General features: G+C 62.6%; 20 protein-coding genes. 9 read left to right on the top strand and 11 right to left on the bottom strand.

Features of this window, described 5'->3' with window-relative positions; translation table 11 throughout:
* Positions 1-707, bottom strand: a 707-nt coding sequence (locus Q0K23_RS09845) for an ABC-F family ATP-binding cassette domain-containing protein (protein WP_294521457.1), incomplete at its 3' end; no start/stop codon positions are given.
* A gap of 201 nt (positions 708-908) precedes the next feature.
* On the opposite strand from Q0K23_RS09845, the gene Q0K23_RS09840 reads away from it, so the two are divergent.
* Entirely contained in the window at positions 909-1,268 is a 360-nt protein-coding gene (locus Q0K23_RS09840; RefSeq protein WP_294521461.1) for a DUF1622 domain-containing protein, read from the top strand.
* Between the two features lie 50 nt (positions 1,269-1,318).
* Here the strand turns inward: Q0K23_RS09840 and Q0K23_RS09835 are convergent, their stop codons facing one another.
* On the bottom strand, positions 1,319-2,344 hold the full coding sequence (locus Q0K23_RS09835) for an S-layer homology domain-containing protein (protein WP_294521454.1): 1,026 nt from the start codon (positions 2,342-2,344) through the stop codon (positions 1,319-1,321).
* A 177-nt stretch (positions 2,345-2,521) separates the two neighbouring features.
* Here Q0K23_RS09835 and Q0K23_RS09830 point away from each other — a divergent pair, with 177 nt between their 5' ends.
* From Q0K23_RS09830 to Q0K23_RS09820, 3 genes are all read left to right on the top strand, one after another.
* Positions 2,522-3,343: a putative RNA methyltransferase gene (locus tag Q0K23_RS09830; protein WP_294521451.1), complete on the top strand. Its 822-nt coding sequence runs from the start codon at positions 2,522-2,524 to the stop codon at positions 3,341-3,343.
* A gap of 72 nt (positions 3,344-3,415) precedes the next feature.
* On the top strand, positions 3,416-5,056 hold the full coding sequence (locus Q0K23_RS09825) for a potassium/proton antiporter (protein WP_294521449.1): 1,641 nt from the start codon (positions 3,416-3,418) through the stop codon (positions 5,054-5,056).
* A 44-nt stretch (positions 5,057-5,100) separates the two neighbouring features.
* On the top strand, positions 5,101-5,538 hold the full coding sequence (locus Q0K23_RS09820; protein WP_294521446.1) for a hypothetical protein: 438 nt from the start codon (positions 5,101-5,103) through the stop codon (positions 5,536-5,538).
* Between the two features lie 56 nt (positions 5,539-5,594).
* Here Q0K23_RS09820 and Q0K23_RS09815 read toward each other — a convergent pair whose 3' ends face one another.
* Positions 5,595-6,233 carry a TetR/AcrR family transcriptional regulator gene (locus Q0K23_RS09815; protein WP_294521443.1) on the bottom strand — a complete coding sequence of 213 codons (639 nt, stop codon included), beginning with the start codon at positions 6,231-6,233 and terminating at the stop codon, positions 5,595-5,597.
* A 162-nt stretch (positions 6,234-6,395) separates the two neighbouring features.
* Between Q0K23_RS09815 and Q0K23_RS09810 the strand changes: the two genes are divergently transcribed.
* Positions 6,396-8,201 carry a CocE/NonD family hydrolase gene (locus Q0K23_RS09810; RefSeq protein ID WP_294521441.1) on the top strand — a complete coding sequence of 602 codons (1,806 nt, stop codon included), beginning with the start codon at positions 6,396-6,398 and terminating at the stop codon, positions 8,199-8,201.
* A 52-nt stretch (positions 8,202-8,253) separates the two neighbouring features.
* On the opposite strand, the gene Q0K23_RS09805 is transcribed toward Q0K23_RS09810, so the two are convergent.
* Genes Q0K23_RS09805 through Q0K23_RS09795 form a run of 3 tightly spaced genes read right to left on the bottom strand, consistent with a single transcriptional unit; the run spans position 8,254 to position 11,069 of the window.
* Positions 8,254-8,736: a GtrA family protein gene (locus Q0K23_RS09805; RefSeq protein ID WP_294521438.1), complete on the bottom strand. Its 483-nt coding sequence runs from the start codon at positions 8,734-8,736 to the stop codon at positions 8,254-8,256.
* A gap of 9 nt (positions 8,737-8,745) precedes the next feature.
* Positions 8,746-10,374, bottom strand: coding sequence for a hypothetical protein (locus tag Q0K23_RS09800; RefSeq protein ID WP_294521436.1), 1,629 nt, complete (start codon positions 10,372-10,374; stop codon positions 8,746-8,748).
* The gene (locus tag Q0K23_RS09795) at positions 10,371-11,069 is read right to left on the bottom strand and encodes a glycosyltransferase (RefSeq protein ID WP_294521434.1); all 699 of its coding nucleotides are present in this window, start codon (positions 11,067-11,069) and stop codon (positions 10,371-10,373) included. Before Q0K23_RS09795 ends, Q0K23_RS09800 begins: the two co-directional genes overlap by 4 nt.
* 278 nt (positions 11,070-11,347) lie before the next feature.
* Here Q0K23_RS09795 and Q0K23_RS09790 point away from each other — a divergent pair, with 278 nt between their 5' ends.
* Complete coding sequence (locus Q0K23_RS09790; protein ID WP_294521431.1) at positions 11,348-12,550, top strand: DEAD/DEAH box helicase; 1,203 nt, start codon at positions 11,348-11,350, stop codon at positions 12,548-12,550.
* Between the two features lie 52 nt (positions 12,551-12,602).
* On the opposite strand, the gene Q0K23_RS09785 is transcribed toward Q0K23_RS09790, so the two are convergent.
* A complete protein-coding gene (locus Q0K23_RS09785) occupies positions 12,603-12,986 on the bottom strand; it encodes a hypothetical protein (RefSeq protein ID WP_294521428.1) in 384 nt (127 codons plus the stop codon).
* Positions 12,987-13,137: 151 nt separating this feature from the next.
* Here Q0K23_RS09785 and Q0K23_RS09780 point away from each other — a divergent pair, with 151 nt between their 5' ends.
* A complete protein-coding gene (locus Q0K23_RS09780; protein WP_294521425.1) occupies positions 13,138-13,782 on the top strand; it encodes a DUF1847 domain-containing protein in 645 nt (214 codons plus the stop codon).
* 54 nt (positions 13,783-13,836) lie between these two features.
* Here Q0K23_RS09780 and Q0K23_RS09775 read toward each other — a convergent pair whose 3' ends face one another.
* The 4 genes from Q0K23_RS09775 to Q0K23_RS09760 form a co-directional block, all read right to left on the bottom strand.
* Positions 13,837-14,166: a hypothetical protein gene (locus Q0K23_RS09775; RefSeq protein WP_294521421.1), complete on the bottom strand. Its 330-nt coding sequence runs from the start codon at positions 14,164-14,166 to the stop codon at positions 13,837-13,839.
* Positions 14,167-14,181: 15 nt separating this feature from the next.
* Positions 14,182-14,964 carry an SDR family oxidoreductase gene (locus Q0K23_RS09770; protein ID WP_294521418.1) on the bottom strand — a complete coding sequence of 261 codons (783 nt, stop codon included), beginning with the start codon at positions 14,962-14,964 and terminating at the stop codon, positions 14,182-14,184.
* Positions 14,965-15,267: 303 nt separating this feature from the next.
* A complete protein-coding gene (locus Q0K23_RS09765) occupies positions 15,268-16,725 on the bottom strand; it encodes a serpin family protein (RefSeq protein ID WP_294521417.1) in 1,458 nt (485 codons plus the stop codon).
* Position 16,726: 1 nt separating this feature from the next.
* The gene (locus Q0K23_RS09760) at positions 16,727-17,194 is read right to left on the bottom strand and encodes an RNA polymerase sigma factor (RefSeq protein ID WP_294521414.1); all 468 of its coding nucleotides are present in this window, start codon (positions 17,192-17,194) and stop codon (positions 16,727-16,729) included.
* Positions 17,195-17,553: 359 nt separating this feature from the next.
* Between Q0K23_RS09760 and ytvI the strand changes: the two genes are divergently transcribed.
* Both ytvI and Q0K23_RS09750 read left to right on the top strand, forming a co-directional pair.
* Positions 17,554-18,741 (top strand): sporulation integral membrane protein YtvI, encoded by a 1,188-nt coding sequence (gene ytvI, locus Q0K23_RS09755; RefSeq protein WP_294521411.1) that lies wholly within the window; start codon positions 17,554-17,556, stop codon positions 18,739-18,741.
* Positions 18,742-18,957: 216 nt separating this feature from the next.
* Complete coding sequence (locus Q0K23_RS09750; RefSeq protein WP_294521408.1) at positions 18,958-20,301, top strand: S1C family serine protease; 1,344 nt, start codon at positions 18,958-18,960, stop codon at positions 20,299-20,301.
* Positions 20,302-20,564: the final 263 nt, after the last annotated feature.

The raw sequence follows: 20,564 nt of genomic DNA, 5'->3' as shown, positions 1-20,564 counted from the left end.
TTGCCCACGTACATCTTGATCTTGTTGTAGTCGATGTCCACGATGTGGGTGCAGATGGTGTTGAGGAAGTGGCGGTCGTGGGACACCACGATGACGGTGCCGGGGAAGTCCAGCAGGAAGTCCTCCAGCCAATTGATGGCGTTGATGTCCAGGTTGTTGGTGGGCTCGTCCATCATCAGGATGTCCGGGTTGCCGAACAGGGCCTGAGCCAGCAGCACCTTCACCTTCAGACGGCCGTCCACGTTCTCCATCACGTCGTAGTGCATGGACACGGGAATGCCCAGGCCCTGGAGGATGCGGGACGCATCGGACTCGGCCTCCCAGCCTCCCAGCTCGGCGTACTCCTCCTCCAGCTCGCAGGCCTTGATGCCGTCCTCCTCGGTCATCTCCTCCTTGGCGTAGAGGGCCTCCTTCTCCTTACCGATGTCGTACAGCCGCTGGTTGCCCATGATGACGGTGTCCATGACGGTGTACTGGTTGTAGGCGTTCTGGTCCTGCTTGAGGATGGACATGCGGGTGTTGGGCAGGATGGACACCTCGCCGCTGGTGGGCTCCAGCTCGCCGGAGAGGATCTTCAGAAAGGTGGACTTGCCCGCGCCGTTGGCGCCGATGATGCCGTAGCAGTTGCCCTTGATGAACTGCAGGTCCACATGGGAGAAAAGGGGCTGGCCGCTGTAGGCCAGGCCCAGGTCGGTAACTGTGATCATGTCGCACTCCTTGAATATAGTAGTAATATCTACACGCGGCAGACATTGTATCACATTTGAGGGAAAAAGGATAGAGAAACAGAAAGAAAAATATCCATGCCCGGGGGAAATCCCTTGTGCAAATCCCCCTCACCCGGTATAATGGCAAAAAAGAACCCCTGAGGGACAACACGCAAAAAGAGAGGGAACACAATGGAGTGGATGGAGTATCTGCACACAGCCCTGGAGGTGGCCGTGGAGCTGGGCATCATGCTGTTCGAGTGGGTGGGCGTGGCCGTACTGGTGGTGTCCGGCGTGCTGGGCGTGGTACACTATATCAGGCGTGACCCGGAGACCCGGCTCAAGCTGGCCCAGGGCCTGGCCATGGCCCTGGAATTCAAGCTGGGCGGCGAGATCCTGCGCACGGTGGTGGTGCGGGACCTGAGCGAGATCGCCCTGGTGGGCGCCATCATTCTGCTGCGGGCGGCCCTCACCTTCCTGATCCACTGGGAGATCAAGAACGAGGAGGCCGCTCTGCCCGAGGCGGGGCACCCGGGCCACGGGGAGAAGGACAAAAAATAACGCAAGACCGGCGGCGGGCATTTGCCCGCCGCCGGTCTTCGCACCGGGGCTCAGTTGGACAGGGTGACGGTATAGACGCCGCCCCTGGACAGGACCACGTCCGTGGAATAGGTCCAGGAGGGCGTGCCGTTCTGCGTCCGGAAGAGGAGGTAGTTGTTCCCCTTTACCACCGCGCCGTTCTGGTCGGTGACGGTGAAACGGAGCAGGATCTCCCTGGCGCCGGGCGCCAGATAGTTGATGGTGAAGTCGCAGTCGGTAAATTCCAGCGTCTGGTCAGGCGCGCGGGTGTACCGGCAGGACAGGCTGTTGATGGTGATGTCATAGGCTAGGTAGCCGCTGGAGTTGTACCCGGTGAAGTTGGCGGGCAGGTCGGGCCCCACCAGCTCCACGGACGGCGCGTCCCCGCCGGCAAGGCCCACGGCGGCGGCCTGCTCCGCCGTCAGCGCGCCGCCGGCCATCAGCCGGTCCGCCAGGCGGACGCCCGCGGAAGTCTGGGCGCTCATGGCGTTCCACGCCCACACTGCGGCGGTGCCCCGGGTGAAGGCGTCAGGGCTGGACGGGTCATAGTCCGTGATGCCCAGCTGATTGGACAGGGTCCAGGGGGAATCCCACTGGAAGTCGGCCCCGTCCTCATACCCCATGGCCCGGAGCACCAGGGTCAGGTACTGGGCCGCGTCCAGGGACGCCATGGGGCTGAAGGCGGTGTCCGAGGTGCCCTTGGTGTAGCCCCTGCCGTAGGCGTAGCCCACGTAGGATGCGGCCCAGGCGGGCACGTCCGCAAAGGGGCTCTCCCAGCCGCCTCCGGCGCCCTCCTGGTCCTCCCCCAGCAGACGCACCAGCATGACAACCCCCTCCACCCGGGTGGGGGTGCGGTCCAGGTCAAAGTTTGGGGTGCCGTCGGCGTTGTCCCCCACGCCCTGGAACAGGCCCATGGCGTGGAGCTTCTGGGCCGCGGTCAGCGCCTGCTCCACGGACAGGCGCAGGTCCTCCGGCGCTGCGTCCGCTCCCCAGGCGGGTGCAGAAAGGCCCAGTGCCAGAACCAGGGTGAGCAGCAGGGATATGACGCGTCTCTTCATGAAAATCATCCTTTCCGAGGTGTTTTAAACAAGGCTATATGTCTATTTTAACGGTGTGTGCATAAAAAGTAAACTGTGTATCCAGCATATTTCCCCCTGCCTTGCGGCTTCTCTGAAGGGCATGGTATAATGAAAAAAACAGCCCGGCCCCAGAGCCGCCGGAAAAGAGGAAATTTTATGGAGAGCATGTTCCGCTGTCCCCTGTGCGCCGCACCGCTGGAGCGGCGGGACGGGGCCTACGCCTGCCCCAAGGGGCACAGCTTTGATATTTCACGGGAGGGGTATGTCCACCTGCTCCCCGCCAACCGGAAACACTCCAAGGCCCCCGGGGACGACAAGGAGATGGCCGCTGCCCGGAACCGTTTTCTCTCCGCCGGGTACTACGGCCACCTGCGGGAGACCCTGGAGCAGCTGGCCCTCCGGTACGCCGGGGACGCGCCCCGGGTGCTGGACTCGGGCTGCGGCGAGGGGTACTACACCTCCGGAATTCACGCCGCCCTTGCCGCCGCCGGGCGGCAGGTGACCATGGCGGGGGTGGACATCTCCAAGTTCTGCCTGCGCTGGGCGGCCAAGCGGACAAGAGATGTGGAATTCGCTGTGGCCTCAGCCTACCACCTGCCGGTGGCCGACGGCCGGGCCAATCTGCTGGTCAACTGCTTCTCCCCCCTGGCGGCGGAGGAATTCCGGCGGGTTCTGGTGCCCGGCGGGGTGTTCCTCTACGTGGTGCCCGCCGCCGACCACCTGTGGGAGCTGAAGGAAGTGCTCTACGACAGGCCCTATTTGAACCCTGAGGAGGCCATCCCCTACCAGGGCTTTGACTACCTGGACATCGTGAAGGCCGAGCGGGTCATCACCCCCCGCGGCCAGGACCTGGCCGACCTGTTCCGCATGACCCCCTACTACTGGAAGACCCCCAAGGAGGGCGGCCAGCGGCTCTCCGCCCTGGAGGAGCTGACGGTACGGGCCAATTTCCGGGTCCACGTGTTCCGCCGCCTGTGAGCATGCCCCGGCTCCGGCGGGCATACACATTCCCAGCGGGGCCGGAGATATGACATACAGCGAGGTTTTGAAATGAATGCTGCCTTTCTCCTGATCGGAGTTGTGATCGTGATCTGTATCCTGATGGACCGCTTCCTGGAGAAGCTGCCCATCCCGCCGCTGCTGTTCTTCATCGCCCTGGGCATGTGCTTTGGGGAGAACGGCCTGCTGCGCATCCCCTTTGATGACTACGAGGCCGTCAACCTGATCTGTTCGGCCAGCCTGGTGTTCATCATGTTCTACGGCGGCTTCGGCACCAACCTGAAGGCCGCCAGGCCGGTGGCGGCCCCGGCGGTGGTGCTGTCCACCCTGGGGGTGGCCGGTACCGCCGGAGCGGTGGGTCTCTTCGCCCACTTCGCCCTCAGGCTGCCCTGGCTGGAGAGCCTGCTCATCGGCTCGGTCATCTCCTCCACCGACGCGGCCTCCGTGTTCAACATCCTCCGGTCCAAGAAGCTGGCCCTCAAGAACCACACCGACTCCCTGCTGGAGGTGGAGTCGGGCTCCAACGACCCCATGTCCTACATGCTCACCACCGTCCTCATCGCCCTCATGTCCGGGCAGCAGGTGTCCATTCCCCTGCTGCTGCTCCAGCAGCTGGCCCTGGGGGCCCTGGCCGGGGTGCTGGTGGGCCGTCTGGCGGTGTGGCTCCTGGGCAAGAACCTGTTCACCTCCCAGCAGAGCCGCACCGTGTTCCTCTTCGGCGTGGTGCTCCTGGCCTACGCCCTGCCCGCCATGTGGGGCGGCAACGGGTACCTGAGCGTGTACCTGTGCGGAATCCTGCTGGGCAACGCCAAGCTGTCCCAGAAGAAGTACCTGGTCCACTTCTTCGACGTGGTCACCGGCGTGGCCCAGGTGATCATCTTCTTCCTGCTGGGGCTGCTGGTCACCCCGGTGGAGCTGCCCCGGGTGCTGCTGCCCGCCCTGGCCATCATGCTCTTCCTCACGGTGGTCGCCCGGCCCCTGGTCACCGGCGTGCTGCTGCTGCCCTTCCGCCCCTCGGCGGGACAGCTGGGGGTGGTGTCCTGGGCCGGACTGCGGGGCGCGGCCTCCATCGTGTTCGCCATCTCGGCGGTGCTCAGCGGCGTGGACACCACCTACAATCTCTACAACCTGGTGTTCTGCATCGTGCTGCTGTCCATGCTCATCCAGGGCACCCTGCTGCCCCGGGTGGCGGGCAGGCTGTCCATGATCGACGAGCACGGGGACGTCAGCAAGACCTTCACCGACTACCAGGAGGAGAGCGACATCAGCTTCATCAAGATCCACCTGGGACCCGGCCACCCGTGGCGGGGCAGGGCCCTGCGGGAGCTGATGCCCCTGAAGGACCTGCTGGTGGTCATGGTGGTGCGGGGCGAGCGCACCATTGTGCCCAACGGGGACACCAGGCTGGAGGAGGGGGACCTGCTGGTGCTGGCGGCCTATCCCTTTGAGGAGCGGGAGCACCTGCGGCTGAGCGAGCTGACGGTGGAGCGGGGCCACCGGCTGGCAAACCGCACTCTGGCGGACATCGCCTCCGCCCCCAACTCCCCCAAGTACCTCATTGTACTCATCCAGCGGGGGCAGGAGACGGTGATCCCCACGGGGAGCACGGTCATCCTGCCCGGAGACGTGCTGATCCTGGCCCAGTCGGAGGGCGCCAAGCCCAGGACCCAGGCCGGAGCGGCGGAGACATAGGACGCCGGGCGGAACGCCCGGGAGATGGAAAGGAGGAACCGACCATGAAGAGAAGACCTGTTCTGCCCGTCCGTGGGGCCTGCGCCGCCGCCCTGGTGCTGGTGCTGGCGGCTGGGGCCCTGATGCTCTTCCCCGGCAGCGTCACCATGACCTTTGCCGTCGGCCCCGACCAGGTGCGCTACCAGACCTATTCCTGGTTCGACAGCATCGTGTGGGGATACGGCAACTTCCTGGTCCCTCTGGCCGGAGTGCTGGCCCTGGGCTCCCTCTCCGGCCTGGCGGCGGGGCTGGGCAGGAACGGCGCCTTTCCCGGCACGGCCTGGGGCTTCCTCATCGCCGCCGGGTGTCTGTCCTTTATCCCGCTGTGGCTGGGGCTGACCCCCGAAGGGCCCAACTGGCTGTCCATCATCATCACAGTGTGCCTGTGGGCGGCGGCGGGGCTGCTGTGGCTGGCCCGGCCGAAAGCAGACAAAACGGCATAAAAAAGGTTCCCTCCCAAGCGGGAGGGAACCTTTTTCATATTATGCGCATTGGGTAGTTAGCCCTGGAGAGAAATGGTGGAATTGTGGAGGGCATTGAACAGCTGAATAAAATCTTCCGGGCCCTCGCTGAAGTCCCGCTCTGCCCAGAATTCAAGAATACCGAGCAGCTGGGAGGCTAAAATACGGAGAAAGTAGTCGTAGACGATTCCCTGTTTCAGCGGACAGACGCTGCCGTCGGAAAAGATCTGGACCACCCGATGACTTTTGCAGTAGTCGCGGAAATAGGTTAAAAAAGCCTGCTTAAAGGTGAGATAGTTGTGCTCGGAGAGGAAAAAACGGATGTAGTGCTGGACGGAAAAGACATAGGTGCACACGTTCTGTTCCAGCTGCATTTGGCTGTCCGAGTCCAGTGCCCGGGCGGTCTGACCCGAGGGCATAGAGAGCAGCTGCAGATATTTCTGACAGAAGGTTTTGATCATGTAGTCCAGAACAGAGCGGGGATTGTCGAAATGGTAATAAAAGGTGGAGCGGTTGACCCCCGCCTCCTCGATAAGATTGGAGATAGGGACTTTTTCTGCGGGGCGCGCTGCGGCCAACCGGCAGAGGGCGTCGCAGATTTTTTGCTTTCCGGTGACTTTCAACGAAACACGCACCTCCCAACAAAAACGAGTCATCTGTTGCAGAATGGGGGGCAATTCTATTTCAGCGACAGGGAAGAAACTGCGGGTTGTATGGAGCAGGCGGCTCTGAGATAATAATGGCAGATAGCACAATAATATAGGATTTTATTATAACCTTTTAATTCGATTTGTCAACTTGGAAGGGAAACCATTCAAATAAAAAAAGGAGGAAAAACAATGAAAAAGACCGTCAGTGCACTCGTCTGCCTCGCACTCCTGCTGTTGTTGGTTGCCTGCCAGGAGCCGACGGCAGAATCCGCGCCGCCCACGTCGCCCCAACCTTCCGTCTCACAGCAGACAACGCCCGAGCCGTCCCAGGAGGACTATATTCCCTGCGCTGGCGGCTATGCCCGGGCGGAGTTCGTGCCGATGGAGGACGGCACGGAGATCTGCTGTCTGGTGGTCACCCCGGAAAAGGAGGGGCAGTTCCCCACGGTCATCACGCAGAACTGCTATCAGGCCGCCACGGATGAGTTTACCGCCGAGTATTTTGAATCCTGCGTGGCGGACAGTAGCGCCTTTGTGGAGGCAGGCTACGCCTTTGTCATGATCCAGACCAGAGGCACTGCCAACAGCCAGTATGAGAGCTTCCTGGCCTACATCCACGACACGGACGACGAACTGCAGGTAATGGACTGGATCCGCCAGCAGGATTTCTATAACGGCGAGCTCTTCTGCAACGGCATGAGCTATATGGGCTTTACCTCCATGTCCCACCTCTACGCGCCTCACGAGGATATCAAAGCGATCTCCATGCAGTGCCCGGTGAGCACCCGGTATGACGCATGGTATCAGAACGGCTTCATCAAAATTGGCCTTATGGGCTACTGGCAGGCCATGATGCACCGCCCGGCGGGCTTTGACGGCACCGCTCTGGGCAACACCATGGACATGACGCTGTTCAACACCTTCCCCTACATCAACTGGCCGGTGGAGATGTACGGCGAACAGGACGAATACTGGACCGGCATCCTCACCCACCCCGAGGATGGGGAGTGGTGGCGGACCGAGGCGGCCGGATCGTATATCTACGACGCCATTGCCGCCATTGATATCCCGGTGCTGCTGTATGAGAACTTCTACGACATCTTCTATGAGGACAGCAATGCCATCTGGAACGGCTTCTCGGAGGAGCAAAAGGCCCAGTCGGCCTTTGTGATCAGCCAGTTCGGCCACAGCTATACGGGCAGCGAGGACTGGCCGCTCAATGTGGGCGACTCCACCACGCCCAACTACAATGCCGACTACGTGGTGGATTTCTTTGACAGCGTACGGAACGGCACTGAGCCCACAAAGGTGGAGCTGGGCACAGTGACCTACTACCCTGTGGACGGCGACCAGTGGTTTACCGAGCCGGACTCCCTCACAGACGGCAGCCAGGAGCATGTGCTCTATCTCAATCAGAACACTCTGGACCAGCAGGCCGGGGAAGTGACCGCCATGACCTATACCTATGATCCCAATGACCCCGCCGTGTTCCAGGCCAGCGATGAGAACGGCGGCAACGGGACCAACGGCTACAATGGACTGGCGGCGGAAGCGGAGCCGGGCATCCGGCAGGATATCCTCACCTTCCTGGGCGCGCCGGTGGAGGAGGAGACCTATATCAAGGGGACCCTGAGCGCGCAGCTTACAGTGTCCTCGGACTGTGAGGATACCTGCTTCCTGGTCCGGATCTATGTGGTGAAGGACGGGGTAGCATACAACCTGCGGGAGGACATTACCTCTCTGAGCTACCAGCTGGGGAGCTACACGCCGGGAGAGCAGGTCACCCTGAATTTTGAGACCGGACCGGTGGTGTGCAAGCTCAACCCCGGTGATTATCTCCGGGTGGACGTCTCCTCCTCCGCAGCCGGTATGTACTCCATCCACACCAACGTGGCGGGAAACCAGTGGGAGATCAGCGAACCCGTTGTGGCACAGAATACGGTGTATACCGGCAGCTCTCTCATCCGCTACTGCACGGAGGACCTGGGAGCTTGATAAAGAAATAAGCGAAAAAGGTTCCCTCCCTAGCGGGAGGGAACCTTTTTGCTCACTTGAACACCCAGAACTTGTTCATCAGGTAGTTGTAGAACATGGTGACGCAGGTGTTGGGGATCTTGGCGGCCAGGGGGATGAGCCCGGCGGGGATGACCGCCGCGAAGGCGGGCAGCTGGAACACGGACATGAAGATGGACAGGCCGATGGAGGAGATGATGAGGAAGCCGCAGCTGGTCACGATATACCGGCCCACCTCCCGGCGGGTGAGGGGCTCCTTCTTCTGGAAGGTCCAGAACTTGTTCCAGATAAAGCTGTGGATGTTGGCCACCACATAGGAGATGGCGTTGGAGATATAGGGTCCGGCCACAATGGTGGCCCCCAGCAGCACCAGGGTGGGGCCGTCCTTGATGACGAATGTGTCCAGCAGGTAGAACACCACAAAGTCCACCAGGGTGTTGAGCACGCCGATGAAACCGAATTTGATAAACCGCTTTAGGTCAAAGACCTCAATGAGATGGAGGATTTTTTCTTTCATGGACTCACCTTAGTGTCCGGCGGCGGTCAGGCTGCCGGTTCCGTTTTCTTCCCGGGCCACGGCCAGGACGGCGCCGCCCGCTGTGTGGATTTCGTAGACGCCCTCCCCGGCGGGGACGGCCATCACCGACTGGACGGTGCCCGTCTTGTGGTCGTACCACAGCAGGGCGCCGAATTCGGTCAGGCTGCCGGCGTAGTGCCTGCCCATGGGCACGGGGGTGGCGGCGGGGAACGCGGGGTCGTCGGCGGCCCAGGACAGCAGGCCCGCCAGGGCCCAGGTGCTCTCGGTGGCGCCGTGGATGTGCTCGTGGTAGAGGAAGTTCTGTTCGCTCAGGTAGTTGGGCTCCAGGTTGAGCACGGCGATGGTGTCCTCGTCCCCCACCACAGCGGAGGTGACCGCCCGGGCCACCCGCTGGTCGGCCAGGGTGGTGGCGCGGTAGTCGTGAATCTCGCTGACCGCCGCCACGGAGAACACCGCTGCGCACACCGCGCACACCGCGCCGGTGACAATGCCCCGGGCGGAGCACTTGGTCAGCAGCATGCTCCACACCGCGTCGATAAACAGGGCCATGCCGCAGAAGGAGAACACCGTGTTGCGCAGGGCCACCGACGGACTGGACAGCACGAAGAACAGCGTCACCGGCGCCAGGGCCATGAGGAAGCCCACCAGCAGCGCCCAGGGCCTGGGCAGGGCGGCCTCGCCGGTGGGGCGCTCCGCGGTGAAGCGGCGGGCGAGCAGGAACAGGGCCGCGCACAGCACCACCAGCACCACCACCCACAGGGGGCTGAAGTCGGCCAGGATGCACTGGATGCCCCGGCGGAAGCCCCGGAACAGGGTCTTGTACCCGCCGACAAGGAAGGACTCGCCGGTCTGCCCGGCGGCGGAGAGGAACACCTTGTTCCACCCCTCCTGCCAGGGCAGGGTCAGCTTCAGGCGGCTGCCCAGCTGGCCGGTGGAGGTGGAGAAGTAGCCGGTAAAGGCGAAGTAGATGCCCGCGTTGACAAAGGTGAGCAGGGCAAAGAGGCTCTTCTTATGATTGCCCCGGAAGAACTCGATGATACCCACCAGCAGCACCCCGGTCACCGACAGCACCAGGCCCTGCTCGTAGAAGCAGAAGGAGATGAGCTGGGCGATGAAATAGAGGGGCAGCCAGCGGGCCCTGCCTGTCCGGCACCACTTCTGGAACAGGTACATGGCCAGGGCCACGAAGAACAGGGAGGGCACCACCCGGTTGGACGCGGAGATCCAGTAGGTGCCCTCCACGCCCAGGGGCAGCAGGGCGTAGATCACCAGGAACACATACCCGGTGCCGAAATACTCCCCCCACACCCGGCGGAACAGGCAGGCCGAGGCGGCGTACATGGCGGAGAGGAGGGCCACCGCGGCCATGAGGAAGGGCCAGAAATGAGACCAGAAGAAGTAGTCCATCACCGAGGCCAGGGGCCGGGAGGACAGCAGCCCCATGTCCAGGATGACCGCCTTGGCGGAGTAGTAGGCGGACTGGTTGTGGAGCTGGATGTAGTCGTCCAGCTGGGGGTAGTAGGTGAAGCCGTAGTAGCAGAAGCGGAGCAGCACCAGGGCGAAGATCAGGGCAAAGACCAGCCAGGGCCGCTCCTTGTGGAACAGGCGGCCCCTCATGTATGGGCCACCAGCCGCCGGATGCGGAAGATATCCCGGAACATGCGGACACTGTCCCGGAGGATGTTTACCTTGGATTCCCGGTGGTTCACCACGTGGACCGCCTCCTGGGCCACCCGCAGGCCCAGCTTCCGGGCCCGGAGGAGCACCTCAAAGTCAAAGGCGAAGCCGTCGGTGGAGCAGCGGGAGAAGATGGCCTGGGCGGCGTCATGCCGGTAGCCCTTGATGCCGCACTGGGTGTCATAGGGCAGGCCGGAGAAGAGCCGCACCAGCAGGCCGAACACCTTGGAGGTCAGCAGGCGGATGGGGGGATAGCCCTGGTAGCCCAGAGCGTCCAGCCGCCGGGAGCCGATGCACAGATCCGCCCCCGCCGCCAGCTTGTCCAGCATGTCGGGGATGTTCTCCAGGCCGTAGGCCAGGTCGGCGTCGGTGCAGAACACATAGTCCCCTTTCGCCTCCAGCATGCCCGTCCGGACGGCCTTGCCCTTGCCGCCGTTGGGGTGGTAGCCGGTCAGGCGGACGTGGCCGTCCTCAAAGGGACGCACCAGGTCGGCCATGTTGTCGGTGCTGCCGTCGTCCACAATGAGCAGCTCGTAGTCCGGGTCCATCTCCGCCAGACGGGCGGTGACGGTGCGGAGGGTGGCCTCAATGATGCTGCTCTCATTATAGGCGGGGATCACCAGTGAAAGCTTCAATCTCCCGCGCCTCCTTCCAGTTTTTACACAATATTTTTACACTATAGCAGAGTAACATTGTATCCGCTCATTTCCGGAATGTCAAGGAACACACGCGCCAATATCCGTTGCATATTTCTCCGGTATATGCTACACTATTGACCGAATACCGGAGAAAAAACAGAATTTCTCTGTTGATTTAGGGTCGCGCCCCCCGGGCCGGGCGGGCGTTGGGGCTGAAAGGGTTCTTTTCGCCTTGTGGGGACCTTGAATCAGTGCGGAAAGAAAGGAATATCAGCATGGAAATCAACGGCGAACAGGTAAATGAAATTGTCAATTACGCGGACCTGGGCCTCTCGGCCGAGGTCATGAAGGCCATCGACAAGAAGGGCTATGTCCGGGCCACCCCGGTCCAGGCGGGCGCCATCCCCTACTTCATGGAGTGGAAGGACGTCATCGCCAAGGCCCCTACCGGCACGGGCAAGACCTTTGCCTTCGGCATCCCCATGGTGGAGCACATCGACCCGGAGAGCGACGCGGTGCAGGCCCTGGTGCTGGCCCCCACCCGTGAGTTGGCCCTCCAGATTCAGGACGAGCTGCGGGACCTGTGTGAATTTAAGGAGGGTGTGCGCTCGGTGTGCCTCTACGGCGGCGCCCCCATTGAGAAGCAGATCACCACCCTGAAAAAGCACCCCCAGATCGTGGTGGCCACCCCCGGCCGCCTCATGGACCACATGAAGCGCCGCACCGTGAAGCTGGACAAGGTGGAGACCGTGGTGCTGGACGAGGCCGACCGGATGCTGGACATGGGCTTCATCCACGACGTGACCCGGATTCTGGACCAGATCAAGTCCCGGAAGAACCTGGGCCTCTTCTCCGCCACCATCTCCCGTGAGGTGATGGACATCTCCTGGGTGTACCAGCGGGACCCGGTGGAGATTGTGGTGCGGCCTGACGAGGAAAACAAGCCGGACATCCAGCAGTACCGCATCGACCTGGAGGGCCGGGGGGACAAGCTGGAGACCATGGTGGCCCTGCTGGAGCACGGCGGATACGAGCGGGCCATCGCTTTCTGCAACACCAAGAACATGACCGACCGGCTCTCCGGTCTGCTCCAGATGCGGGGCATCTCCGCCCAGGCCATCCACGGGGACATCCAGCAGCGCATCCGGGAGAAGACCCTCCAGACCTTCCGGGAGGGCAAACTGCGGGTGCTGGTGGCCACCGACGTGGCCGCCCGGGGCCTGGACATCGACGACGTGGACGTGGTGTTCAATTACGACGTGCCCGACGAGATCGAGTACTACATCCACCGCATCGGCCGCACCGGCCGGGCCAAGCGCCACGGCGTGGCCTACACCCTGGTGGTGGGCATCACCGAGCAGATGAAGATGGAGCAGATCGCCAAGAACACCCGTGCGGACATCACCATCCTCAAGTACGACAAGGACGGCTGCCTGGTGCCCGCCGACGGCAGCCCCGTCCAGGATCCCAGGAAGTAACAGACAGAAAGAGCCCGGCGCGAAGCAGTTCGCGCCGGGCCGTTTGACTTGCCTACGGGGAGAGCATCACAATTTTGAAGCAGGTTTCAAATGTTGTTACAGGCTCGTAATACACAAGACTACGCGCGGTGACCCGGATGGGTTGCCCTGCCTTCAGCTCCACGCCTTCGGTCAGGTCCAGCTTCCGACCGTCCTCGTCCGTTACTCTGGTGTCTTGCCTGATGCAGAGCCTCTGTTCTTCTCCGTCCTCCCTCAGGATAGAAAGGTACTCCAGATTCTCATCCACCAGAAGGAGCGTATCCTCCTTTACCACGGCGTCAAAGGTGACGGCCTCAAACCAGCCCGGAGGGAGCAAAAACGTGGTGGCGGCGGATACCAGCAGCAGGATAACCACGGCGAGGAGTACAAGTAGTTCCTTGGAAAACCGTATCTTCATGCCGGAACTCCTTTCTGGCCCGGAGGCACGTTGTTTCAGGGAGCTTTCCTCAAATATATGATACAGAAAACATGGAAAACTGTAAAGCTTTTGCCTGATTTTATATCTCCTGAATTGTGATTAGGGAGAATGTTGAGAGGAGCGCTGCGCAATGGAAAAGGAAATCGTCCGCTCCTGCGCCGACTGCGGCGTAGTGGGCTGCAAGCGTCAGGACCCGGAGGGGCGACCCCCCTTCTGCCTGACCGAGCACATGGACCGGCAGGCCATGGACGAGGCCATGGAGGCCTACCACGAAGAGATCAACCACAAGGTCATGACCACGGCGGCGGATGTGGAGTACCAGGGCTACTGCCACTGGACCCGCATACAGGAGATCGTGGAGTTTGCCAAGCGGATGGGATACCACAAGCTGGGCATCGCCACCTGCGTGGGCCTGATCCGCGAGGCCCGGATTGCCGCGAAAATCCTCCGCAGCCACGGCTTTGAGGTGTACGGCGTGGCCTGCAAGGCGGGTGCGGTCCGCAAGACGGCGGTGGGCATCGCCCCAGAGTGCGAGTCCATCGGCACCAATATGTGCAACCCCATCCTCCAGGCCAAGCTGCTCAACAGGCAGGGCACGGAGCTGAACATTGTGGTGGGCCTTTGCGTGGGCCACGACAGCCTGTTCTACAAGTACTCCGACGCCCTGTGCACCACCCTGGTGACCAAGGACCGGGTCACCGGCAACAACCCCGCCGCCGCGCTGTACACGGCGGACTCCTATTACAAGCGCCTCTACGGCCCTGAGAAGGAGTAAACGACAAAATCCCCGCTCCGGAAGCTCCGGAGCGGGGATTTTTCTTCGTTCGCTTTATGCGGGCCGGATGACCAGCTCCTTGATGAGGCCGGTGGTGGGGTCGTAGCTCTCGATGTTGGCCACGGCGTGGTTGATAATGCCGCCGTAGCTGATGTAGAAGTTGACGGTCCGCTCGTCCACGATGCGGGGGCTGGACACGGACAGGCCGCCCAGAATGAACTGGTTGTGGTAGAACATGTCCATGGCCCGGCGGCCGTAGACGAAGAAGTTGGGCGTGCCCTCGGGCGTGCAGTAGTCAAACAGCCGGCACTGGCTGGAAAAGCACTGGGACATGGCCTTGTAGTCCTTTTTCTCCATGGCGTGGATGAAATCCGCAATCAGCATATCAGTAACCCCCTCTTAATAGACCTTTTCGGAATTGAGCAGCGCGTCGGTGCCGCCGTCCACAAAGAGCACCACGCCGTTGATGCCGTGGGCCAGGGGCGAGGAGAGGAAGATGATGGCGTTGGCGATGTCCTCGGGGCTCATCAGCGGGTCGTTGGTGCCGTAGTTGATGGGCACGGGCAGGGCCTCCACCGCCACCATGTGCTCCGGGGAGAGCTTGGCGGTCATGGCGGTGCGCACGTTGCCGGGGGCCACCGCGTTGATGCGTACGCCGTGGGCGCCCCAGTCGGCGCTCATGCGGCGGGCCCAGCGGGCCAGGGCATACTTGGTGGCGGCGTAGAAGGAGTGGGCGGTCTTGGGGTCGTAGTCCTTCACCAGGGCCAGGATGCGCTCCTCGTCGGCCTGGTTGTTCAGCATGCCCACCACGTCCATCCGGGCCGCGCCCTGGGCGATGGTGTTGGAGGAGGTGACCACGCAGGAGCCCCGCTTCTTCTGCAGCAGCTCCAGGGCGCCGGAGGCCATGGCGGTGGCGCCGAAGTAGTTCAGGGAGATGATGAGGGGGATGTTGCCGCTGGCGCCGGAGACGCCCGCGTTGCAGATCATGGCGTCAATGCCGTCGGGATACCGGTCGTACAGCTCCCGCAGAGCGGACTCCCTGCCCTCCACGGTGGCCAGGTTGGCGGTGATATCGCCGTCCTTCAGGTCGATGTTGACGGTCTCGTGGCCCTGCTCCTTCAGCTTGGACACGATCTGGGCTCCGATGCCGCTGGAGCCGCCGGTTACCACGTAAATACCCATGTTCAACGCCTCACTCTTTCATATTTTGCCGGTTCGGAGGGGAGAAAGAATTCTGATATCAAAATCCTTCCGCCTGTTCTTGATTTGAGTATAGCTGTCTCCCTGGAAAAGTCAATGGATGTGCAATAAGTTTATTTTTTAACTTGTAATTGAGAAAAATAAAACAATTTGCAACGAAAAAGTTAATAATATGATAGATATTTCACAAACGAAAAAACGTGGGTTTTTCAGGCCGAAAAGGGGGCGTGCGCAAAAAAGGCGGGCCGCACTGCGGCCCGCCCAAATTGGTGGGGCGATGTCCTGTTACCCCGGATTTTCCACCACGCCCACAAAGAGCACCGTGTCCTCCGCCCTGATGAGGAAGAGGAAGGGCCGGTCCAGGTCCATGACGCAGATGGTGGGGTCCTCGGGGGGCGGCCCTTCGCCGTCGGCGGCCATCAGGGTGACGGCGGCGGCCTCCACCCCCTGCTCGTCCACTTTGACCCGGCCGATTTGCTTGATCTGGTCCACCCATAGTGCCTCATCGGTCAGAGAGGAGAAGTCGGCGGCGTTCCGGTCCAGGGCGTCGGTGATGCCCAGACCCTCCAACGTGGACATCAGGTACAGGTCGGAGCTGACGTCAAACTTGGGCACGGACCAGTGGACCTCGCCCAGAATGGCGTCGTCACTGTAGATGTCCAGGCTGGGGAGAAAATTGGGGTTGGACAGCAGCTCGGTGGGAGACACCCCCTCCTCCGGCAGGACGAAGATCATCTGCCCCAGAGAAGTGGACAGGGCCGCAGCCTGGTACTTGGTCCGGCGGAGGAAGGACACATTCTTGTCTGTGCGGTGCATGAAGTCCACCGTCAATTCTTCACCGGCGGCGGTGGTGAAGACGTCCTCGCTGGTGTTCTCCGGCTGGAACTCGTCCCGCCAGCCCGCCTGGTAGTACAGGGTGGAGGCCAGCACCGCAAGGGTGTCCTGGGTGGTCTCCAGCACCTTGCCGTCTCCGCCGATGAGCCCCTTGGTCTGCTCCGCCACCCAGGCGGCCAGGGCCTCGTCCGCCTCGTCGGTGCCCATGGGCACCCGGTAGGAGCCGGCGTAGTAGCGCTCCGCCAGGGTGTCCAGCACGTCCTGGTGGAACCCGACCCCCTCCCCCAGCCAGATGGAGCTGCCCAGCAGCAGGGTGGCGGTGCCGTCGTCGGTGTACAGGGCGTGCCACAGGCTGTCCGCCCAGCCGCGCAGCTGCTCCATGTCCTCCGCCCCCAGGGCGGCGAGCACCTGCTGTCTGGTCTCCCCCGCCGTGGTCTCGGCCAGCATGGCCAGGGCAAACCACAGGGAGATGGGGGAGTAAATCCGGTTGTTCTCCCCCGCCAGGGCCAGGGCGGCGCTGCGGGCGGAGAAGTCCGATAGCGCCTCCAGCAGCCCGGGCTGGTCGGCCAGGGCCGGGGCGGCGTCCCGGAAGGCGCGCCAGTCGTCCCGGTAGGCGTCATAGGCCTCGTTCCAGTCTATCCAGGCCTGTTTCGTGTCCTGGAGCGGTTCGCCGGGAGCTTTGGCCAGCTCGGGGTATACCGGCACCGCCAGGGCCTGGGCGCTGCCGCCCGTGGAGCCGGTCAGGCCGGGGATGCCGGTGGCCAGCAGTACCACCGCCAGTACCGCCGCCACCAGGGCGGGAATGAGGGGGCGGCGGCGCTTTTTCCGCCCTGCCCCTGTCACGGCCCGGTCCACCAGCTCCGGCGAGGGCCGGAGGGCGTCGTTGGCCGCCTTGTATCTGTCCAGCATGTCACTCATCTCCCTTCAATGCAGCAGCCAGCCTGTCCCGGCCCCGGGACAGCCAGCTCTTCACCGTGCCCTCCCGGGCCCCGGTCAGGGCGGCCACCTCCGCCACCGAGTACCCCTCATAGTAGTGGAGATGGATGGCCGTCCGGTAGGGCTTGGGCAGGGCCAGCACCGCCTGGTACACTGCCCGGTCCTCCTGGGGCACGGCCCTGGTCAGGGCCTCCTCCAGGGGCAGGCTCTTCCGCCAGGGCGCGGAGAGCAGGGTGCTGGTGCAGTTGAGGGTGCAGCGGATGAGCCAGGCCTTCCGGTGCTCGTCGCTGCTCAGCTCCCCCTCGTGGCGGAAAAAGCGGGCGAATACCTCCTGAAATACGTCCTCACTGTCCTGGATATGGCGGGTGCGGGCCAGGGCCAGCCGCCACACCATGCCGCCCCAGCGCTCCACCTGAGCGCGGGCGGTCCTCTCGTCCGTCATATTCCCTCACCTCTTTTTGGGCATCCTCCGTCCCGGAGACCGCCCGCCATGCCCCCAGCGGGCCGCCCTCCGGGACCTCTTACATCCATAATACCAGAAGAGAGCAAAAAAGGTTGCAGGCCGGGAAAATTTTCAGGGGATTTTCGGAAATATTCATGGATTCTTGATATTATCCCATCGGGGCCGTGCTACAATGGGCTGAGATTGCGGCGGTCAGAGGAGCCTTTCCCCTCATCCGTCTGGCCTTCGGCCAGCCACCTTCCCCCGAGGGGGAAGGCTTTGGGAGCTTTTTCGCCCATCAGCCCCGGGGAAAGGGGCGGACATAGAAAGACACAAGAGATACATAAGGAGGAATTGCTTTGAACGGGAAAGAGCTGACCTGGCGGGAGCGGGGGCGGCTGTGGCTGCGGCTGGGCATCCGGCTGGCCGGGACCATTCTGGTGGTATTGTTTCTGGTGTACGGTGCACCGCCTTTACTGGGCCTGCTGATGCCCTTTGTGCTGGCCCTGGTGCTGACCTGGATTCTCAACCCGGCCATTGTAAAGGTGCAGCGGCGGCTGGGGGCCTCCCGGAAGGCCCTGTCCCTGGTGATGCTGATCCTGATTTTCACCGTGGCGGGGGGCCTGCTGGCGGCGCTGGTGTACAGCGTGGTCAGCGAGGTGGCCTCTCTGGTGATGAACTGGCCCGCCATCTGGTCGGGCAACCTCCAGCCCGCCATCACCGACCTGGAGGGCTTCCTCTCCGGCCTGTTCGCCGGGCTGCCCCAGCAGGTGAACCAGACCGCCACCGACGGCCTGGAGCGACTGGTGGCCTGGCTCAATGAGATGATCCCCGAGCTGCTCAGCCGGGCGGGCAGCGCGGCGGGGTCCTTTGCCTTCAGCATCCCCTCTTTTGTGGTGGCCCTGGTCATCTTCGTCATGGCCACCTACTTCATCGCCTCCGACTACCCCCGCCTCCGCCTCATGGTCACCGACCGCCTGTCCCCAGGCGTCCGGGACTTTTTCGGCAGCGTCAAGCGCACGGCGGTGGCCGCCTTCGGCGGATATGTGAAGGCCCAGCTGATCCTGTCCGTGGTGGTCTTCTTTATCCTGCTGGCGGGCTTTGTGGTCATCCGGCAGCCCTACTCGGTGCTGCTGGCCTTCCTGCTGGCGGTGCTGGACTTTATCCCCATCGTGGGTTCGGGCACCGTCATGGTGCCCTGGGCGGTGGCCGACCTGTTTCTGGGGCAGTACCGCCACGCTGTGGAGCTGATGGTCATATGGGGCGTCATTGCCCTGTTCCGCCGGGTGGCCGAGCCCAAGGTGGTGGGGGACCAGACCGGATTGTCCCCCATCCTGTCCCTCATCAGTATCTATGTGGGCATGAAGATCGCCGGCGTGGCGGGTATGATCCTGGGCCCGGTGCTGTGCATGGTGGTCATCAATATCGGCCGCCTGGGGGTGCTGGACGGGGTGCTGTCCGACCTGCGCCTGGCCGCGGGGGACCTGGCCGCCATCCTGAAAAACCGGCCCGCACCTGAAACGGAACGGGAGCAAAAACAGGGATAAAGCACAAATGGAGCATATTTCTTAAACTTTTTTAAGACTGAAACGGAAAAACCCCTCCCTCCGGGGAAAAATATTACGGCACCCGGCGAAAGTTCAAATTTCATTTTATCTTTCTTCACGCTTTGGACATAAATTCCGGTTATGCTTAGTCCCGTAAAAAGGAAACGGGCCAGGAACCCGCCGAGAGAGTATCTCGTGATAGAAGGAGCGACAGATATGTACTACAGTGAATTCAATCCTGAAAACCGCCCCGAGGAGCAGCAGCCCCAGCAGACTTTCGAGGCGACCTCTTATCATATTGAGGACGAAGTCCGTCCCACCAAAAAGAAGAAGCGGGTATGGCCCAAGGTGACCGCCCTGTGCCTGGTGTGCGCCCTGCTGGGCGGCGGCGCAGGCACCGGGGTCATGGCCCTCACCGGCGGCGTGAAGGGCTCCACCACCGTCTACCAGGGCGACCACGCCCCCACGGTGGTCAATGTTTCCAACGTGACCACCAAGGAGCCCCTGACCGCCGCGCAGATCTACGCCACCTATGTCAACGCCGCCGTGGGCATCACCACCGAGATCAACACCAACGTCTACGGCCAGGTGGTCCAGACCGCCGCCTCCGGCTCCGGTTTCATCATCACCCAGGACGGCTACATCGTCACCAACTACCACGTCATTGAGGACGCCAGCAAGATCACCGTCACCCTGGTGGACGGCAAGAGCTACGACGCCACCCTGGTGGGCGGCGACGAGGAGAACGACATCGCCGTGCTGAAGGTGGACGCCACCGGGCTGTCCACCGTGGTCATCGGCAGCAGCGACAGCCTGGTGGTGGGCGATCAGGTCTACGCCATCGGCAACCCCCTGGGCGAGCTGACCTTCTCCCTCACCGGCGGCTATGTGTCCGCCCTGGACCGGAACGTGACCATGAGCGACGGCCGCCGTATGAACTACATCCAGACCGATACGGCCATCAACTCCGGCAACTCCGGCGGCCCCCTGTTTGACCAGTACGGCCAGGTGGTGGGCATCGTGTCCGCCAAGCTGTCCAACAACGGCGACTCCTCCGAGGCCTCTGTGGAGGGCGTGGGCTTCGCCATCCCCATTGACAACGTGTGGAACATGATCACCGACATCATGCAGTACGGCTACGTCACCGGCAAGCCCTACATGGGCATCATCAACACCAGCGTCAGCGGTGAGGCCCAGCGGTACGGCACCCCTGCCGGCGCCTATGTCCTGGGCGTGGTGGACGACTCCTGTGCGGCCAAGGCCGGCCTCCAGGAGGGCGACATCATCACCAAGCTGGACGACACCGACATCACCTCTTCCGATGACCTGCAGAACGCCCTGTCCGAGTACCGCGCCGGCGACACCGCCACGCTGACGGTGAGCCGCTCCGGCCAGACCCAGACCCTGACCATCACCTTCGATGAGCGCACCGACGAGCGGGTGCAGGCCTCTCAGGAGCTCCAGGAGCAGATCGAGCAGGAGCAGAACCAGCAGAGCCAGCAGTACGGCCAGCAGTATGGCAACAGCTACGGCGGCGGCTATTGGCCCTTCGGCTGGTAAGGCCTGAGCGTACAACTTCATTTCACAGACCGTCCACAAGGGCGCGGCGAGCATTCGCCGCGCCCTTGTTGTATCGAGAGACCTGTGGTAAAAGGCCTGCGCCCTGATGGGGGCGGAGGAGCGCGAGGGGGCGGCCGCCCGCCTCGAATGGGATCGAATGCGCCGCAAGCCTTGCCATGCAGGGCTTGCGGCGAGCATTCGCCGCGCCCATTTTTGTTCCTGCGGGAGAAGAAAAGAAAAATGGCGGGATTTTAGAACGAATG

It is taken from the genome of uncultured Pseudoflavonifractor sp. (genome assembly GCF_944387275.1).
Classification (GTDB): Bacteria; Bacillota; Clostridia; order Oscillospirales; family Oscillospiraceae; genus Pseudoflavonifractor; species Pseudoflavonifractor intestinihominis.
The sequence above is the reverse complement of the archived record's forward strand: the minus strand, read 5'-3'. Positions and strand labels throughout refer to the sequence as shown.

Excerpts from the sequence above, each read along its gene's own strand:
- Q0K23_RS09830 (WP_294521451.1), top strand. The coding sequence starts at position 2,522 with ATGGAGAGCATGTTCCGCTGTCCCCTGTGCGCCGCACCGCTGGAGCGG.
- Q0K23_RS09765 (WP_294521417.1), bottom strand. The coding sequence starts at position 16,725 with ATGCTGGACAGATACAAGGCGGCCAACGACGCCCTCCGGCCCTCGCCG.
- Q0K23_RS09825 (WP_294521449.1), top strand. The coding sequence starts at position 3,416 with ATGAATGCTGCCTTTCTCCTGATCGGAGTTGTGATCGTGATCTGTATC.
- Q0K23_RS09820 (WP_294521446.1), top strand. The coding sequence starts at position 5,101 with ATGAAGAGAAGACCTGTTCTGCCCGTCCGTGGGGCCTGCGCCGCCGCC.
- Q0K23_RS09790 (WP_294521431.1), top strand. The coding sequence starts at position 11,348 with ATGGAAATCAACGGCGAACAGGTAAATGAAATTGTCAATTACGCGGAC.
- Q0K23_RS09840 (WP_294521461.1), top strand. The coding sequence starts at position 909 with ATGGAGTATCTGCACACAGCCCTGGAGGTGGCCGTGGAGCTGGGCATC.
- Q0K23_RS09805 (WP_294521438.1), bottom strand. The coding sequence starts at position 8,736 with ATGAAAGAAAAAATCCTCCATCTCATTGAGGTCTTTGACCTAAAGCGG.
- Q0K23_RS09775 (WP_294521421.1), bottom strand. The coding sequence starts at position 14,166 with ATGCTGATTGCGGATTTCATCCACGCCATGGAGAAAAAGGACTACAAG.
- Q0K23_RS09785 (WP_294521428.1), bottom strand. The coding sequence starts at position 12,986 with ATGAAGATACGGTTTTCCAAGGAACTACTTGTACTCCTCGCCGTGGTT.
- Q0K23_RS09770 (WP_294521418.1), bottom strand. The coding sequence starts at position 14,964 with ATGGGTATTTACGTGGTAACCGGCGGCTCCAGCGGCATCGGAGCCCAG.
- Q0K23_RS09760 (WP_294521414.1), bottom strand. The coding sequence starts at position 17,194 with ATGACGGACGAGAGGACCGCCCGCGCTCAGGTGGAGCGCTGGGGCGGC.
- Q0K23_RS09835 (WP_294521454.1), bottom strand. The coding sequence starts at position 2,344 with ATGAAGAGACGCGTCATATCCCTGCTGCTCACCCTGGTTCTGGCACTG.
- Q0K23_RS09800 (WP_294521436.1), bottom strand. The coding sequence starts at position 10,374 with ATGAGGGGCCGCCTGTTCCACAAGGAGCGGCCCTGGCTGGTCTTTGCC.
- Q0K23_RS09750 (WP_294521408.1), top strand. The coding sequence starts at position 18,958 with ATGTACTACAGTGAATTCAATCCTGAAAACCGCCCCGAGGAGCAGCAG.
- Q0K23_RS09810 (WP_294521441.1), top strand. The coding sequence starts at position 6,396 with ATGAAAAAGACCGTCAGTGCACTCGTCTGCCTCGCACTCCTGCTGTTG.
- Q0K23_RS09780 (WP_294521425.1), top strand. The coding sequence starts at position 13,138 with ATGGAAAAGGAAATCGTCCGCTCCTGCGCCGACTGCGGCGTAGTGGGC.